This is a genomic window from Bradyrhizobium lablabi, assembly GCF_900141755.1.
In the GTDB taxonomy this organism is placed as follows: Bacteria; Pseudomonadota; Alphaproteobacteria; order Rhizobiales; family Xanthobacteraceae; genus Bradyrhizobium; species Bradyrhizobium lablabi_A.
The window spans coordinates 1,940,603-1,957,543 of record NZ_LT670844.1; the positions used below are offsets into that span (position 1 = coordinate 1,940,603).

Annotated in this window: 14 protein-coding genes; 3 read left to right on the plus strand and 11 right to left on the minus strand. The window is 61.0% G+C overall.

Annotated features, from left to right (window positions below; genetic code table 11):
* Positions 1-362: 362 nt before the first annotated feature.
* The 10 genes from B5526_RS37505 to B5526_RS09090 all read right to left on the minus strand — a co-directional run bounded on the left by B5526_RS37505 (position 363) and on the right by B5526_RS09090 (position 13,542).
* Entirely contained in the window at positions 363-779 is a 417-nt protein-coding gene (locus tag B5526_RS37505; protein ID WP_154071216.1) for a hypothetical protein, read from the minus strand.
* 32 nt (positions 780-811) lie between these two features.
* Positions 812-1,633: an alpha/beta fold hydrolase gene (locus B5526_RS09045; RefSeq protein ID WP_079537894.1), complete on the minus strand. Its 822-nt coding sequence runs from the start codon at positions 1,631-1,633 to the stop codon at positions 812-814.
* 215 nt (positions 1,634-1,848) lie between these two features.
* A complete protein-coding gene (locus B5526_RS09050) occupies positions 1,849-5,376 on the minus strand; it encodes an AAA family ATPase (protein WP_079537895.1) in 3,528 nt (1,175 codons plus the stop codon).
* Between the two features lie 576 nt (positions 5,377-5,952).
* Positions 5,953-6,558 carry a hypothetical protein gene (locus B5526_RS09055; protein WP_154071217.1) on the minus strand — a complete coding sequence of 202 codons (606 nt, stop codon included), beginning with the start codon at positions 6,556-6,558 and terminating at the stop codon, positions 5,953-5,955.
* Between the two features lie 822 nt (positions 6,559-7,380).
* Positions 7,381-8,511: a M24 family metallopeptidase gene (locus tag B5526_RS09065; protein ID WP_079537898.1), complete on the minus strand. Its 1,131-nt coding sequence runs from the start codon at positions 8,509-8,511 to the stop codon at positions 7,381-7,383.
* A gap of 27 nt (positions 8,512-8,538) precedes the next feature.
* Positions 8,539-8,871, minus strand: a complete 333-nt coding sequence (locus tag B5526_RS09070; RefSeq protein WP_079537899.1) for a cupin domain-containing protein — start codon at positions 8,869-8,871, stop codon at positions 8,539-8,541.
* A 62-nt stretch (positions 8,872-8,933) separates the two neighbouring features.
* Positions 8,934-9,875 carry an ABC transporter permease gene (locus B5526_RS09075; protein ID WP_079537900.1) on the minus strand — a complete coding sequence of 314 codons (942 nt, stop codon included), beginning with the start codon at positions 9,873-9,875 and terminating at the stop codon, positions 8,934-8,936.
* On the minus strand, positions 9,872-10,915 hold the full coding sequence (locus B5526_RS09080; protein WP_079537901.1) for an ABC transporter permease: 1,044 nt from the start codon (positions 10,913-10,915) through the stop codon (positions 9,872-9,874). Before B5526_RS09080 ends, B5526_RS09075 begins: the two co-directional genes overlap by 4 nt.
* A complete protein-coding gene (locus B5526_RS09085) occupies positions 10,915-12,438 on the minus strand; it encodes an ABC transporter ATP-binding protein (protein WP_079537902.1) in 1,524 nt (507 codons plus the stop codon). Before B5526_RS09085 ends, B5526_RS09080 begins: the two co-directional genes overlap by 1 nt.
* Before the next feature lie 24 nt (positions 12,439-12,462).
* The gene (locus tag B5526_RS09090; protein WP_154071218.1) at positions 12,463-13,542 is read right to left on the minus strand and encodes a BMP family ABC transporter substrate-binding protein; all 1,080 of its coding nucleotides are present in this window, start codon (positions 13,540-13,542) and stop codon (positions 12,463-12,465) included.
* Positions 13,543-13,898: 356 nt separating this feature from the next.
* Between B5526_RS09090 and B5526_RS09095 the strand changes: the two genes are divergently transcribed.
* From B5526_RS09095 to B5526_RS09105, 3 genes are all read left to right on the plus strand, one after another.
* Complete coding sequence (locus B5526_RS09095) at positions 13,899-14,516, plus strand: cupin domain-containing protein (RefSeq protein WP_154071219.1); 618 nt, start codon at positions 13,899-13,901, stop codon at positions 14,514-14,516.
* Positions 14,517-14,639: 123 nt separating this feature from the next.
* Complete coding sequence (locus tag B5526_RS09100; RefSeq protein WP_197688426.1) at positions 14,640-15,335, plus strand: isochorismatase family protein; 696 nt, start codon at positions 14,640-14,642, stop codon at positions 15,333-15,335.
* A 16-nt stretch (positions 15,336-15,351) separates the two neighbouring features.
* Positions 15,352-15,981 carry a cysteine hydrolase family protein gene (locus tag B5526_RS09105; RefSeq protein ID WP_079537906.1) on the plus strand — a complete coding sequence of 210 codons (630 nt, stop codon included), beginning with the start codon at positions 15,352-15,354 and terminating at the stop codon, positions 15,979-15,981.
* A gap of 8 nt (positions 15,982-15,989) precedes the next feature.
* Here B5526_RS09105 and B5526_RS09110 read toward each other — a convergent pair whose 3' ends face one another.
* Complete coding sequence (locus B5526_RS09110) at positions 15,990-16,913, minus strand: polysaccharide deacetylase family protein (RefSeq protein WP_244562236.1); 924 nt, start codon at positions 16,911-16,913, stop codon at positions 15,990-15,992.
* Between the last annotated feature and the right edge of the window lie 28 nt (positions 16,914-16,941).

Consider the following 16,941-nt stretch of genomic DNA (forward strand, 5'->3'; position numbering starts at 1 on the left):
CCAACCCGCCGAGCAGGCAATGGTTTCCCGCGAGCACCATTTGCGAAAGGGCTGCCGTGAAATTTAATATTGATGAACGGCCCGCCTGGAGCGCCTGCATGACACGCGCCCCGCCGCATGTGCCTGCCCCAAGCTTAGGAGATTATATCTTACCGGTTAGAACAATTGCCTTGATAGGGGCTGAAACCAGTACAGAAGCACAATCTCGGGCGCGGCTCTGATGTCGCCGTTGGGTCAAGAGCGCCGGTTTGATGCCCCGCCGACCACTTCCGGTCTAACCCAATCAACGGACTTCGCCAGACCGGCCCGACTGGGCCGCTTCGTGCCAGAAGGCGACATCGGTTCGGCCACCAGCTCAAGGATTAAAGAGCTGCATCCGCTGTGGGCACCTTCTCAATGAGCGCGTGAAGTCGAATGACGATTTCGGCTGCTCGCTTGCCGTCTCTAGCGATTAAATTGAGCACCTGCCGGACTTCTTCCAGATCTGGCGGTTCAGCGCGCAGCCAGTTTAACCCAGCCTGTGCATTAGTGACCGCCGCCGTCATCGCGTCGACGATCTCGTGGGCTTGGGCATTATAGGTGCGCTCGAATTCCGCCGAGGTCTGCAATGGAACTTGGCCCTTCGCGTCGCTCAAAATTCCCTCCGGCCGGACAAGTGTTGAACCGTTAGCATGACAAATCTCCTCAACCGTATTGATGGACGGGTTGGTGATCGAAATGCTCGTGGCGGCCGAGCTAGACCGATCGATCGAAAGCTGGCAGATCGGGCGTTCGTGCATGGTCACCTCCCGCAAATATCGCCTCCGCGAAGTCACGCGCTGATGAAGGTAAGCAAACAGTCGTTTATCTGCTCCTTGTGCGTCGTGCACATACCGTGCGGCGCCGCTGGGATTAACTTGAGCGTTGCGTTCTTGATGAGCTTAACCGATAGCATCGCCGAATCGGCTACCGGCACGATCTGATCGTCGTCGCCGTGGAGAATCAGAGTGGGCACATCGATTTTCTTCAGATCTTCAGTCAGGTCGGTTTCGGAAAACGCCTTGATGCAAAAATAGCTCGCCGGCATCCCCGCCATCATTCCCTGCATCCAAAACCACTCCCGCACGCCTTCCGAAATGTCAGTACCCGGACGGTTGTAGCCATAGAATGGCATGCTGAGATCCTTCCATAGCTGGGACCGGTCAGCGTGAACGCGGGCACGAAGCTGATCAAACACTTCGATCGGTGTACCACCGGGATTCTTCGCGGACTTCACCACTATGGGTGGCACTGCCCCAACCAGCACGGCTTTGGCAACGCGCCTGGTCCCGTAGCGTCCGATGTAGCGTGCGACCTCGCCCCCGCCTGCGGAATGCCCAACGAGGACGACGTCCGTCAGGTCGAGCTGCGTCAGCAGTTCTGCCAGATCGTCGGCATAATGATCCATATCGTTGCCGTCCCAGGGTTGACTGGAACGGCCATGGCCACGCCGATCGTGCGCGATGCAGCGGAAACCACGTTGCGCAAGGAACAACATCTGGTCTTCGAAAGCGTCTGAGCTGAGCGGCCAACCGTGACTAAATACGATGGCCCGACCGGTGCCCCAATCCTTGTAGTAGATCTCGGCGCCATCTCGGGTGGTGAAGCTGCACATCTTACGGGGCCCTTTTGTATCCGCTTCTTTCGCTCGCTTTCATTTTTGCTCGAGAGCCAAGGCTGTGGTTTGGTAGAGGCCGCAATGTTGGCGACACTAAATATTGCACGGGGACGGCGATCCCCGCTTTAAGGGCGCCTTATCATTTTCTTAAGATGGGCTTTATTCGCGCTTCTAGCGGCACGCCGGCCGGCGACCAGCAGAGGCTGTTCGAGTCATTCCCCAAGCTCGCCGAGCAAGGCCTTGGCGTCGTTCAGATCGACTGTATCGAAGCCTTCGCTGAACCACTTGTAGACTGGCAAGAGAAGGGTACGAGCCGCATGGCGCTTATCCCGATTGCAAAGAAGCCTCGCCATGCTGATCGCGGCACGCAGTTCCAGAGACTTCGCTTGCTGCATGCGCGCAACTGTTAGCCCCCGCTTGAAGTAGGCCTCCGCCTTTTCCGGATCGCGATGTGGCGATCGCAGCGCTATTTCGCCGGCCACCCGATTGATCTCCGCCTCTAACCAGGTTTCCTTGCTCGTTCCGATTATAGCCATTGCTTCGTCAGTGCAGCGCCAAGCGTCTTCAAACTGGCCAAGTTCTGCGTGCGCGCTGGCCAAATACGACAGGTAAGAAGGCATCCAAACTGTTGCCCCAGTCGATCGAAATGCAGTTACCGCAGAGCTGATGATGTCGACCGCGTCCGAGGCATTGCCTGTCGCGGCCGACACGCAACCGCCGAGTACGGTTGCCGTCGTTTTCCAGAATAAGGCTCCCTTTTCTTCGGCAAGCGCGACAGCTTCACCGAGTTGCGCGTTCGCTATGGCATAGTTGCCGCAGAGCAAGTGGCTAAAACTTGTGAGGCTCAGCGCATAAATCAAGGTGGCTGCGTGCCCGATCTCTCGTGCGTCGCAGAGCGCCTCGTTGGCGTCTGCGATCGCGGCGTCGGGATAGCCAAGCAGCCACAATGCTATCGCTCGATAGGATAAAGCTGCCACCCGACTGTCTTGACCAAAACGTGTGGCCAGCGGAGGATGCGCAACGGGATCATAGACTGCAATCGCGCGATCGAGATGTGCACGGCCTTGCCTCAGGTCTCCAGTGCACAGCAGGCAAACACCCGTCGTGCGATTCGCGATTGTGAGCGACGCCGTTTGCCCCTGCTTCTCGGCCAGCGCAAGGACCTGCGCGACAGCTTCGCGCAGGGCGTCGCCGTTAAATGTTACGAAGCTCGGGACCATAGCGGCATAGATGATCGAAAAGAGCACCAAAGGATCTTCGGGAGGTTCTCCGTGCGCCTCGGCTTGTTCGATTAGCAGATGAGCGCGCTCCACGGCTGCCTTGGTTTCCGCCGAAGCAAATCCATTGACGTGGACAAGGGCATTAATTAGCGCAACCTGTAGTCTGATTTCCTCACGCCGCAACGTCGGAGTAGCGGGCAAGATCGCAATCTGGGCGAGCGCACGCCTGAGCTGGACCGCAGCTTCTATCAGAGCCGAACGCTCTAACGACCGCTGCCCCGCCTTGCCCCATTGGCGCACGGCGTTCTCGATCAGTCCCGCCTCCGCGTAGTGACGAGCCAGCACCTCCGGCTGGCTTTCGGCAATTTCCGCGAATTGCCTCTCGAACGCTTCGGCGATGCGAGCGTGAAGCGCCCGTCGCGGCTCGCGCAACAGCGTTCCATAGGCCACATCCCGCACAAGCGCATGCTTGAAAAAATACATCGCGTGCGGAGGAACTCCCTGCCGAAACAGCAATCCGGCTTGAATAAGGCGATCAAGCGAGCCACTCAGCACGGCCTGTGGTTCCTGGATCACCGCGGCCAACAAAGCATGTGAAAACTCGCGCCCGATTGCTGCGCCAATTTGGGCTGTTAGCATCGCGGGACCTAGCCGGTCGAGTCGCGCCATCAGGGACGCATGCAAGCTTGCGGGGACCGCCAGCCCCGGCGCAGGGAACGCAGCAATTGTTTGCTTTTGCGCTTTCTCATCGTCCGCCTCAAGCACAGCCTTCGTCATCTCCTCAACAAACAGTGGAATGCCATCGGTTCGCTCAATGATTTCCTCCCGATTGCCTGCGGTCAGCAAGTTGTTACCAACGACACGGTCTATCATGGCGTCGACGTCATGCGGCGCCAACCGATTGATCGTGATAAGTGTCACTTGCGGCCGTCCAATCCAAGGCGCATCAAAGTCCGGTCGAAATGTCACAATGAGCAGGACGCGAAACTTCCCGATTTGGTCGATCGTCCGACTAAATGCTTCGAGGCTAGTGGGATCGGTCCAATGTGCATCCTCTAAGATCATCAGCACGGGATTTCGGCGGGCCAGGGCTTCTACCTGCGATATGAGCGCTCTGAGCGTTTCTTCGCGGCGCTGTGGCGCTGCCATTTCCAACGTGGGATAGCGGCCATCATTTCGCAGTGACAACATCTCGGCGAAAAGTCCCGCATGATAGGCTGAGGTCAGGGTATCAGCGAGCAGGGTATCAAGCTTGTCGAGTTTTGTTTGCGTCGTGTCGTCATGGGTCAATGCGGCGGCGCGCTCGATTCGGCTGATGATCGGATAAAGCGCACTATCGGTGTGTTGGGGTGAGCTGAAATAGCGTAGGCGCGTGTGTGGCTCGGCAGCAATACGCTCCAGCAGCTCCGCCGTGAGCCGCGACTTGCCGATACCGGCCTCACCTGAGATCAGCACGACCTGGCCGGCGCCAGCCTTTGCCTTGGCCCAGCGGCGCTGCAATAGGTCCATTTCCTCTTCCCTACCCACCAAGGGCGTCAAAGCTGTCGCACGCAGCGCTTCGAAGCGGTTCTCCATGGGATTTGCTCGATGGACCAGCCAAGCCAACACCGGTTGAGTGACGCCCTTTAAGCGTCTTGATTTCACGTGCTGCAACTCAAAGAGATTGCCGACAAGCCTTCGCGTACTGTCAGCGATGATCACACTGTCCGGTTCCGCGATGCTCTGCAGGCGCGCTGCCAGAGTCGACGTCTCGCCGACAACGTTGTACTCTCGAGCCTCTCCCGAGCCCTCCAGGCCGCTGACCACAACGACGCCGGTTGCAATCCCGACCCGGGCCTGCAAGGGAGGCGATAATGCCAGTGCTTTTACTTGCGCGATTAGTTCCAGCCCGCACTGCACTGCTCGCTCGGCGTCGTCCTCGTGCGCGACGGGAAAACCAAAACAGATCACGACCGGGTTCGCGAGAGAGCGGGCTGCGACGAACCCATCGTGCCGTCGGCTCGTCGCAACGACGCAGTTATGGTAGGCCTGCATGATGTCGCGCAAATCCTCCGGGTCCATTCGGGCGATGTCGGCCCCGTGCAATAGCTCACATGATGCGACTGTGAGCTGACGACGCGCGTCGATGACTGGTCCCTCCTGGCGAGGCACAACAGGCTCTTTGGGGCCGTTCTCAGTTTCGGGAACAGCATTCGTATCGGGGGATTCGCGCGCTTCTCGCACCACTCCCACGAAGCGGATCCCCTTGCGGGGCAGAGTACGGATCAGTCGCTGCTCTTCTCCGTTGTCGCCAAGCGCAGTGCGCGCCGCATTGATCCGGGTTGTCAGCGCCGACTCCGACACAATGCGCCCGCCCCAAATGGCATCAAGCATATCGTCCTTGGTGACGACGCGCTCGCGGTTGCTGATGAGGAATTCCAGAAGATCAAAGACCTGAGGCTGCACCGCGATTACGGCCCTTCCCCGGCGCAATTCACGGCGACCTGTATCCAAGACATAGTCTTCAAAAGAGAAAAGCATGTCCTTCCCGCCGGTTAGTGTTTGGCTTGTTGGAAGGCGGATCGCGCCTTAGAGACCAGGTATCATCGCCTCGTCCATACTCCAGCCGCGGTAGCAACTTTGAACTAAGTTAGCACAACAACGGCCTTTCATGGATACCTTCGAAGCGACTCGCTCTGCTTCGGGTCCATTCACGTCGTCTTGGCCGCACGCCGGCCGTGTCCGGTCTAGCCCCGACAAGCGGGCGGCGTGAGGGCAGCGGCGGCCCCGCCTGGGCGAGAGTAGCGGGTAGCCCTCTCTGAGGAACTATTAAGGGCTTCCCAGAAAAGCCAACAAAGGCGAAACGGCAGATTCACCGCAATTTCCGAAATGGGTCAATCGCGCCGGTTTGACCCTCTGCCAGCCACTTCCGGTCTACCCCGAACAACGGACATCATCAGACCGGCCCGTTTGGTCCGTTTCGTGCCAATAACGGACTGGCGGCTTTCGTAATCGCCAGAAACACGACATTGATCGAGTAAGTCGCGTGGACCAGCGCCGTGTGCCGATAGATGAATCGGCCGTGGGGCCGATCGGCTCGCCGAGACTATCGCGTCGTCACATCGGCGGCTTCACGCCCTCAGCACCGATCACGACCGCAGCGGCTTCCGAACCGTCCTTCTTCATAACGATGAAGACCATGCGCCCAACTGCGAGCTGGTCGGCCGGTGCCTTGTCAAAGGCGACAACCGTCGCGCTCGTTGGGATGGTGATCGTCTGTTCTCCGCCTTTGTAGTTAAGCATGAGCACGCGGTCCGTTCCGACCTCCTCGACCTTGGAGATATTGGCGTTGGTCATCATGTTCGGCTTGGATTCAAGATCCCATGGATAGTGCCCCTCGGCCAGACCGCGCAAAGATTCATCAAACACATGAACCTCGCGCGCGACGCGCTTGCCGTCCTGCTCGAAAGACGTGATGCCGACGAACTTGCCAGACTGGATGGCGCTCATGTCGGCCTTCGTCACCAGGAAAAGGCCAGCGTCGTTGGCGAGTTTGATCGTTACAGTTTCGCCCTTGGCGGTTTGAACGCTGATCGTTCCGTCCTTCGCGGCGGTCAGCGTGCCGCGGATATGCGCCTGCGCGAAGGCTGGCGCGGAAAGCAGCACACCAACAAGAACCGTTGCGGCTGCAATCGGTACCCAAAGAGCTCGAGACATGAGCATCTGATTTCACTCCCTTTGGCGCTCGCCAGACAAGGTATGCCCACTCCAACGATTAGAATGCGAGCAACTGTGGCGACCTAATCTGGTCACTTTGAAGACGTCGCGGCTAGATCGAAGGAACTTTGGAGGTCGCTGACGTCCGAGAAGGGTCAAACTGAGAAATACTCGGAACGAGCAGATATTTTCCGGTCTTCCGCCGATAGCAGACATCCTCGGCGGCCGTTTGGCTAGGCTTAGTTCAGGCGGAAGGGAGTGTTTTCATTCCATATCCAATATTCCGCGAATGCCCGGCGAGCGCCCTGCCCGCGCCTGAGCAGACTGACGAGGTTTTGCGATCTCCTTGCCGGTTGGAAACTGGATAGTTTTCTACTCATTCGTTATCGACACGAGATCCCGTTTGCGTATGAACGGCCGCTTTGCGCCAGAACCGGACCTTCGTCGAAGTTCGCACATGCTGCTTGCAAAAGCTCGCATGCTGCACCGCCGATGTAGTCAGTTAGACCCAGCGGCCTGGCATAAATATGCGCGAGGGAAATCTGCTTCCTGGCGAACGTGATCGAATTTCGGAAAGCTGGGCTGCCACGAGCGCGCCCGCTCCTCTGTTGGCTTGGAGGCTGTTCATGATGATCACACTTTCCTTGTTCAGTGCCGCCGAGACCGCGGCGAGATCCGGGAAGTGCGTGCGCACGAGCATTCGATGATCAACGCAAAACGCTTGCCGGTATCGCCGACCGGATCCGTGCCAAGGAGGCGCTTGTATTGAAACTGGATCTTAGATTGCGGACGAAGTCTTGCTCCGCAGACGGTTGCAACCGTTCTCAGTCAGATGACGAACGGCTGGTCAATCGCGAATTTGTCAGAGAGCAGTTGCGGCGCCCCATCGCCGATCAAGACGAGATCCTGCAGGTGCCAGTGCAGGCGCTGCGGTTCGACGGCCAGGATCATTCCCTTTTCCAGCACGATAGCGCTGCCCCTGCGCAACACCGGCTCTTGCTGGTGAAACCATGGTCCCATGCCGTGCCCGACCAGCGATGCGGTGTAATCGATGCCCTTCTTCCTGAACTCTGCGACCGCAAAGGCATATATCTCGCCGGCCGTTACCCCGGCCTGGCAGCGGTCAATGGTCTTGCGGTGAATCTCGAGCGTCAGCTCATAGCCGCGCATCTGTTCGGCGCTCGGCGGCCCCAGAATGGCGAGCCGCGACTGATGCCCCGGACACCCATCGAAATAGGCGACATAGTCGTTGCGGACAAAATCGCCTGTGCGAAACGCGACATCGCTTTCGCCGCCATACATCACGTCGTTCGAACTTGAATTCAGGATGCCATGCACATAGGCAGCTCCCCGCCGCATGCAGGCCGCGACCATGCGGGCATGCACCTCACGCTCGGTTTCGCCGTCCCGGATGGTCGGGAAGATCTCGACCAGCACGTCGTCGAGCAGATCGGCCGCACTTTTCTGCTGGGCGATTTCGCCCGTCGTCTTGATCCATCGGACTTCGTCCATCATCCGCGAACAGTTGAACATTTCGAGCCTCGGCAGGGCGCACTGGATCTCCTCCCAGTGCGCCGCGCTCAGTCCATCCTGTTCGAAGCCGATCCGGGCTGCCGCCAGACCGGCATCGGCAATCAATTCCGCGACCCGGCTGTAGAGCGATTTCTCGTAGGCCTGATAGACTTCGACCTGCGCGATCCACGATTCGCGCCGCGCCAGTTTCTCCGCAAAGGCGTCGAGGACGATGACCGGCGCGCCATGACGCGGCCATAGCACCATGAAGCCGCGCACCGTACTGGCAATGTCGAGATGCCGGGCGAGCGTGCCCGGCATCGCCATGCCCGACAGATAGGTAAAGTTTACGCCGGTCCGGACAGCGACCGCCGCCAGTCCATTCCTGTCCATGAAGGCATTGAGCCGGTCGATATTGGCCAGGACGCTGCGGCCGTGGTTTGGCATCTCGGTATCCCCGGGATCGATGGAAACCTAGCGCGCGTACCTGACTTCGAACGTCACCACCCCGCCCTCGGTCCGGTACGGGCCGTGCTTCATGCCCGGTGGCCGGCAGGCATACATGCCCTTCTCGAAGAACTGGTCGCCGTCCCACTGATTGCCTTCGAGGATGTAGACCTCTTCCCAGAAGTCATGCACGAACGTCTCGGTGCTGGCGCAGCCCGGATCGACCTTCAGCATACGCGTCACGAACATCCTGTCGGGATCCTCGGTCAGAATCTTCTGGTAGTGACCGGGAGGTGCGCCCTCGACCGGCACCCAGGGAATGTTCTCGGTCGGGAAGAATTCCAGTTCAGGCTTCGGCATCGTCTTCTCCTTTGGTGGCTGTCAGATCGAATGCGTGCACTTGCATGATGCGACCCCGGGCTTCATCGCTCTTCACGCACGTAGGGCAGTGCGAGCGCCTCGGGCGCGCCGGCGCGGCGCTTCATGGCGCGTCGGCCCATCACCGCCAGCACGATGATCGCCATCAGATAGGGGAACATCTGCATGACGTAGGTCGAGATCAGATAGAACACGCCGCCCAGAACCTGCGACTCCGCGATCAGGATGTAAGCGAAGCCGAACAGATAGGCGCCGCCGAGCAGTTTGATCGGGTGCCAGCCGGCAAAGATCACGAGCGCCAGCGCTACCCAGCCACGGCCGGCGATCATGCCCTCGGCCCAGCTGCTTAAATAGGCGACCGACAGGAACGCCCCGGCCAGTCCGGCCATGCCGGCGCCGAACATGACCGCGAGATAGCGAATCCGGAACACGTTCCAGCCGACAACGTCGACGGCGCTCGGCTTCTCGCCGGCCGCGCGCAGCGCCAGGCCGGGCCGCGTCCGGTAGAGGAAATACCAGACCACCGCGACCATGATGTAGGAGAGATAGACCAGCACATTTTGATTGAAGAAGATCGGGCCGAGCGCGGGGATATCCGAAACCAGCGGAATCGGAAGCGCGTGCACGCTCTGGGGAACGTCAATGGCGACCAGGCCGTGCCCGGCAAAGCTCGACAGCCCGTCGCCGAACAGCACCATGGCGAGGCCGGCGACGACGTGATCGGCGCGGATCGTCACCGTCAACAGCGCGAACAACAGCCCGAGCAGCATGCCGGCCACGATCGCGCAGAGGATGCCGATCACGACCGATCCCGAGCCGAGCGTCGCGGCCACCGCCGTGAGCGCGCCCACCAGCATGATGCCTTCGATCCCCAGATTCAGCACGCCGCTGCGTTCGACCACGAGTTCGCCGAGCGCGGCCAACAGCAGCGGGCTTGCAGCGGCCACGCTGGTCGCCAGCATGCTGATGAGGACCGTCATGTTCATGCGCGGTCGACCTTCGCGAGCCGCGCACGCGGCCGGAACCCTCTCGCCAGGGTCAGGCCGGCGAGCGCAAAAAGGATGATCGCGGCCTGCATGATCCGAACCAGCGACGGATCGATCTGGGCGATCTGCAGCGCCGAGCCGCCCTGGATCAGGATGCCGTAGAACACCGACATAACCAGCACCAGCACTGGATCGTGCCCGGCCAGCCACGAGACGAGAATACCGAGATAGCCATAGCCCGGCGTCAGCACATAGAGACGTCCGGCCGTCCCGCTCACTTGCTGGATTCCCGCTATGCCGGCCAGCGCGCCGCTGAGGAGCATGACGGCGATGGTGACGCGGGTGACGCTGATAGCCGCGTACCGCGCCGCTTCGTGCGAGTGGCCGACGACGGTGATCTCGAAACCCCAGCGGCTGAACCGCAGCAGCACGCTCAGCGCCAGCGCCACCAGCGGCGCCGCGATGATGCAGATATCGAGTTCGGACCCTATCGACGGCAGCCTTGCCTCATCGGGAAAAAATGCCGAATAGGGCCAGCCGCCGCCGGGCTCGCGCCATGGTCCATAGACTAGCGATTGCACCCACAGAATGGCCACGTAGTTCAACATCAGGCTCGACAACACTTCGTTGACACCAAGCCAGACTTTCAGGGCCGCCGGAATGAAGGCCCAGATCGCACCGCAGGCGATGCCGCAGCCGGCGACCGCGAGCAACATCAGCGGAGGTGGCAGCGATGTATTGAGCGCGACGAGACCGGCGCCGAAGGCGCCCATCACCATCTGGCCCTCGCCGCCGATATTCCAGACCCGCGCTCGAAAGGCGATGGCCGCGGCCAGACCGGTAAAGGCGATCGGCTCGGCAAACACCAGCGAACTCTCGAGCGCGCTCCACGAGCCGACAGCGCCGTCATAGATGGCACGAAAAGTTTCAAGAACGGGCGCATGCACGGCAACGAGGACAAGCGACGAGGCCGCCAGCCCAAGCAGGACCGACAGCACGAAGGCGCCAGGCATCCGCAGCCAGATCGGAATGGCCATCATCAAGCCGCGTCCAGCAAATGGCCGCCCATCACGGCGCCGATGTCGCCGCGATTGGCATCCTGGCGATGCCAGGTGCCGCAGATGGCGCCGTCATAGAGTACCATCACACGGTCGGATAATTGCAGGATCTCGTCGAGGTCCTCGGAAATGAGAATGATCCCGGCACCGCTCTCGCGCAGGTCGAGCAGGCGATCGTGCACCGCGCGCGCCGCCGCGATATCGAGACCACGGGTCGGTTGCGCGACGATGAACGCGACAGGCTCGGCCAGCACTTCGCGCCCAATCAGGATCTTCTGCTGGTTGCCGCCGGAAAGCGAGCGGACCGCAGTGGCGGTGCCCGGCGTGCGCACGTCGTAATCGCGGATAAGGTTCTCGGCGCGCTCGCGCGCCACCCGCCGGCTGACCCACATGCCTTTCGCCAGCGGCCGCTCGCGATAGTCGCGAAGCAGCATGTTGTCGGTCATGTCGAGCTGCGGGACCAATCCCATTCCGAGACGATCCTCGGGCACGAAGCGCAACCCGGCGCGAAGCCGCGACAGTGCATTGGCCTTTGTCATGTCATGGCCGTTGAGCCAGATCTGTCCCTGCTGAAGGGAGCGGATTCCGGCCACGCATTCGGCTAGTTCGACCTGGCCGTTGCCCGCAACGCCAGCAATGCCGAGGATTTCCCCGGCCCGCACCTCAAGCGTCACGCCCTTCAGGCCGCTGGCGCCGCGGTCGGCCGTCGCGCGGCCTTCCCGGACCTTGAGCACGGCGCCGCCGAAATTGCCGGCGCTGATCAGTCGCTGTGGCGGCATCGCGGCGCCGACCATCAACGCACCGAGTTCCTGGATCGAGGCTTCCGACTTGCCGAAGGACGCAACGACGCGACCGCGCCGCAGCACCGTGACCCGGTCGGCGGTAGCAGCGACTTCGCGCAGCTTGTGGGTGATGAACACGACATATTTGCCCGCGTCCGCGAGCCGGCGCAGCGCGACGTAGAGATCGGCCGCTTCGCCGGGCGTCAGCATCGAAGTCGGCTCGTCCAGCAGCAGGAAATCCGCGCCCCGGTAGAGCAACTTCAGGATTTCGACCTTTTGCCGCTGACCGACGGTCAATTGCCAGATCAGCGCATGGGGATCGATATGCAGCCCGTGCTCGCGTCCCACGGCTTCGACGCGCTGGGCCGCCTCGCGCCGATGCAGCCGGAGCGAGGATTCGGTCGCCCCGAGCAGGATATTATCGAGCACGGAAAAGGCATTCACCAGTTGAAAATGCTGGTGAACCATGCCGATCCCGCGACGAACCGCATCCCACGGCGAGCGAAACCTGGTCTTCTCGCCGTCGATGAAGATTTCACCGCTGTCGGGCATATAGACGCCCGACAGGATGTTCATCAGCGTCGATTTGCCGGCGCCGTTTTCGCCGAGCAGCGCGTGAATTTCTCCGCGCCGCAAGGTGAGATCGACGCGGTCGTTGGCGACGGTCTCGCCGAAGCGCTTGCTGATCGACGACAGTAAAACGCCTTCGCCGGCTGAGGCCATGAGGCTGATCCCTGGCTATCGAGATTATTTCGCCGCGCCTTGCACTCCTGCCACAAGCCAGTTCATCTTGGTGGCGGCGTCTTCGGAGCTGAGCTCGCCGCCGGCGGGAACGCGCAGCTTGCCCTCATTATCCTCGATCGGCCCGGCAAAGACTTTCAGCTCGCCCGACATGATCTTCTGCTTGGCCGCTTCCACCGCGTGCTTGGCCTCGTCGGTCACCATCGGGCCATAGGGCAACAGCACCACGATGCCGCTTTTCAGGTCGCCGAGATCGCGCGTGGATTCAAACTTGTTGGCCTTCACGGCTTCGACGGCCTTGACGTAAAACGGACCCCAATTCCAGGCGCTGCCGCTGAGGAAAGCCTGCGGCGCCGCGAACGACCAGTCGGCGTTCGAGGTCATGCCCCATTTGCCCTTTGCCGCGGCCGCCTGCAGCGTAGCCGAGGAGTCGAGGTGGTTGACGATGATATCAGCCCCGGCGCTGAGCAGCGCATCGGCGGATTCCTTCTCCTTCGGCGGGTCGTACCAGCTGTTGACCCAGTTGGTGACGACCTTGGCGTTCGGATTGACCGATTTGACGCCGAGCGCGAACGCGTTCACGCCCGAGACGACGGCCGAATAAGGAAAGGCGCCGGAAAACCCGATGATGTTGGTCTTGGTCATCTTGCCGGCAAGGACACCCTCGAGATAGCGGACCTCTTCCAGCCTGCCATAGTAGGAGGCGACGTTTTTCGGGCCCTTCGGGTCGGACATCTGCACGACGAAGTCGACCTCGGGGTGTTTCTTGGCGATCTCGGGAATAAAGGTTCCGTAGCCATAGCTGTTGGCAAAGATGACCTTGTTGCCCTTGGCGATCAGGTTGTTGATCACGGGCACCACGCCAGGGCCGTCAGCGACCGATTCGACGCGGGTGATATCGAGGTCAGGCACGTGCTCCTGCAGGTATTTGGCCGACTCGGTATTGGCCCGAACCCACGACGATCCCGACGCCTGCGAAAATTCGACAAAAGCCACCTTGAGCTTTTCGTCGGCGACGGCCTGATTTGCGAACAACAATCCGCCGATCAGAGACATCAGCACGATACGCACTCGATCTAATTTCACGGGTAGGTCTCCATTTGAAGAGCGGCGCTCAGGTCTGCCGCACGTCAGCGCGGCACACCTGAATACGATGCAACTCACATGCCATGGAGGAAACTCTGGAAAACCTAGGTTATTCGGCTTCCTGCCGCCGCATCTGACGCGAAAAACAGCAACATGCCCATGAATTAGAGGAAACTGCTTTCATGGTTTGCAAAATGCCCCGTACGCGATAAATGGAATGCTCAATGGCCTGGCCCATGGCAGCGCCGCTGCGGGCGTTGGCAGGGGACAGGCAATCGCCTCCGAAGTGCCGGATTGCCAGCGCCGGCGGTTAAACGGCAGGATACCAGTTCTTGGCGACTCGCGGAGAGGTTTTAGTGAAGAAGGCAACGTCAGCGACTCGATTTCCCCGAGACGGGTCGGCTCAAGACGAACTGGCGCTCGGCGTAAAACTGAAGCACGCGCGGATCGCCAAAGCCATGCGGCTCGCCGATCTCGCCGCGGCCTCCGGCTGTTCCGAAAGCCTGATCTCGAAGATCGAAAATCGGAAGGCCACCCCTTCGCTCAATACGCTGCACCGCCTTGCAAAGGGTCTCGGCATCACGATCGCCACGCTGCTGAGTGAACAGACCCCGGCGCATGGCATCATCATGCGCGAGGGGCAGCGACCGGTGCTGAGCCGGATCGGGCTCGGCGGTTTCGGCGTCGACGGCGTTGAGACCGAGCTGCTGATTCCATTTGGCGCCGACTCGGCGCTGCAGGCGACCTTGCTTCGCGTTCAGCCGGGCGCGCGTAGCGACGGCATGCGCCAGCACGAGGGCGACGAAGTCGGCTACATCGTCACCGGCGAGATCGCCCTGACCGTGGAAGGCGATACTTATGCGCTGAAGGCCGGCGATGCTTTCTTCTTTCCCTCCATGCGCCCGCACGGCGTCGCCAATCCCGGCGAGGCGGCCGCCATGATCGTGTGGGTGAATACGCCGCCCACGCTGTGAGCAGGGCGCCTTCTTTCTGCTCATGAAAGCACTTGACTATGGTGCAATTCTTGCTCGTAGTGGCGCAAATGCGCGACCGTCGCATGCGCCAGCTCAACCCACGATGGACCGACGGAGACCCCGATGTCCGGCTACGCACTTTCCCAGGGCTTGATGGCAGCGGCGATCGCCGATCGCGGCAACGTGCATCCGTGGGACGCCATCCCCGTCGCCCGGACCGCCCTGGTTGTCATCGACATGCAGAACTATTTCGTCGCGCCGAACGCGCAAGGCGAGGCGGAAACAGCGCGCGACATCGTTCCCGCGATCAACCGGCTCGCCGCGGCGCTGCGCGAACGCGGCGGCCGCGTCATCTGGATACAAAACACGACGACGGATACCCGCGAGAAGTGGTCGGTTCGTCACGAACTCCTCCCGCCGGAAAAAGCCGAGACCCGCCTGGCCGCAATGGAACTGGGCGCAGAAGGATACCAGCTCTGGCCGACGCTCGATGTCCGCGCCGATGACACACGGATGGTGAAGAAGGTCTATTCGGCTTTCATCCAGGGCTCCTCCGACCTTGCCGCGCATCTCAGGGCGCACGGAATCGAATTCGTGCTTATCGCCGGCACCTATACCAATGTCTGCTGCCAGGCGTCGGCGCAGGACGCCATGATGCTCAATTTCCGCACGATCATGGTCTCGGACTGCAATGCCGGGTCGACCGCCGAAACCCATGCCGCGGCGCTGAATAACTTCTTTGAATTCTTCGGCGACGTCTTGTCAGTCGACGAGGTCCTGGACCGGCTTGAAGTTGACAAGGAAACGGCGGCAGCCTGACGAAGGACTAGACGCCATGACGACCACGGTGCCGGGAAAGGCTGCTCTTGTCGTGGTCGACATGCAGAACGACTATTGCAACGCGCGTGGGGTTTATCCGCGCAACGGGTTGCATTGTTTTGATATGGACAGCGTGGTGCCGGCCACCGCGGCCGCGGTGACCGCCTGCAAGACCCGCGCTATTCCCGTGATCTATCTGCGCATGGCGTGGAACACCGACGCCCACGGATTTCCGATTGACGCCGGGCTGATCATCGAACAGTCCCGCCCCTTCATCCGCAGCGAAGGACTGCGGCGCGGCACCTGGGGCGCGGAAGTGCTGGCGGAAATGCCCTCGCCCGACTACGTCGTCGAGAAAACCCGCTACAGCGGTTTCCATAACACTGCGCTCGAGGCCCTGCTGCGCGGTCTCGGCGTCGACACGATTTACCTCGCCGGCGTCATTACCAATATGTGCGTCGAGGCCACCGCGCGCGATGCCTTCCATCGCGACTTCCGCTTCGTGGTGCTGTCCGACTGCGTCTCCGGCTTCAGCCGCAAACTGCACGATGCGAGCCTGGAGACGATGCAGATTTTCGGCCGCGTCGCCGCGTCGAGCGATCTGTTGGGTAGAACGTCGGACCTGACCATGCTTCAATCGGGTTGAAGCTTACTCTAGGACTGCGGAAAGCGCCCGCGCCAGTGCTCGGCGATGTCGACGCCGCGGCAGAACCATACGTCCTCAAAACTCCGCATGTGATCGAGAAGCCTGATCAGCCCGGTGCAACGCCCCGGCCGTCCGATCAGCCGGTCATGCAGGCCGATCGACAGCAGCTTCGGCGAGCCTTTTTGGCCCTCGCGGCGGAGAACGTCGAAGGCGTCGCGCATGTAGCTGAAAAAGTCGTCGCCGGTGGAGAAACCGCTGTTTTCATTGAAGCGGTTGTCGTTCGCCTCGTAGGAATAGGGAATGACCAGATGCGGCCGGTCACCGACCCGCAGCCAATAGGGCAATTCATCGGCGAGCGAGTCCCGGTCGTACAGAAAGCCGCCGGCCTCGACGAGCAGGCGCCGCGTGTTCGGTCCGGGCCGTCCGGTCATCCATCCTACCGGCCTCATCCCGGTCAATCGTGTCAGCACGTCGATGGCACGCTGGATATGCTGGCGTTCGACCTCCTCGGCGACGTCGGCGTAATCGATCCAGCGATAGCCGTGGCTGACGATCTCGTGCCCGCGCTGGACGAAAGCTTTTGCCAGTTCGGGATTCTGCTCCAGCGCGCGCGCGACGGCGAGCACGCTGACCTGGACCGAGAAATCGCGAAAAATATCCAGCACCCGCCAGGCGCCGCGACGGCTGCCGAACTCGAACACGGATTCGACGAGCGGCGAACGCTGTCCCGGTTTTGTGCCCACGCCGATATCGTTGAGCATGCCTTCCGACCCATCGTCGCCGTTGACGAGCGTCGCTTCGCCGCCGCCCTCGACGTTGAGATTGAAATTCACCGCGATCGAGGCGCCCCCGGGCCAGCCCGGGTCGGGCGGGAACTCGCCATAGCCGACGAGATCACGCGCAACCATTGGATCGGGTTTTGGCTCATACATTGTCGTTGGCTCGCTTTACGATTGACAA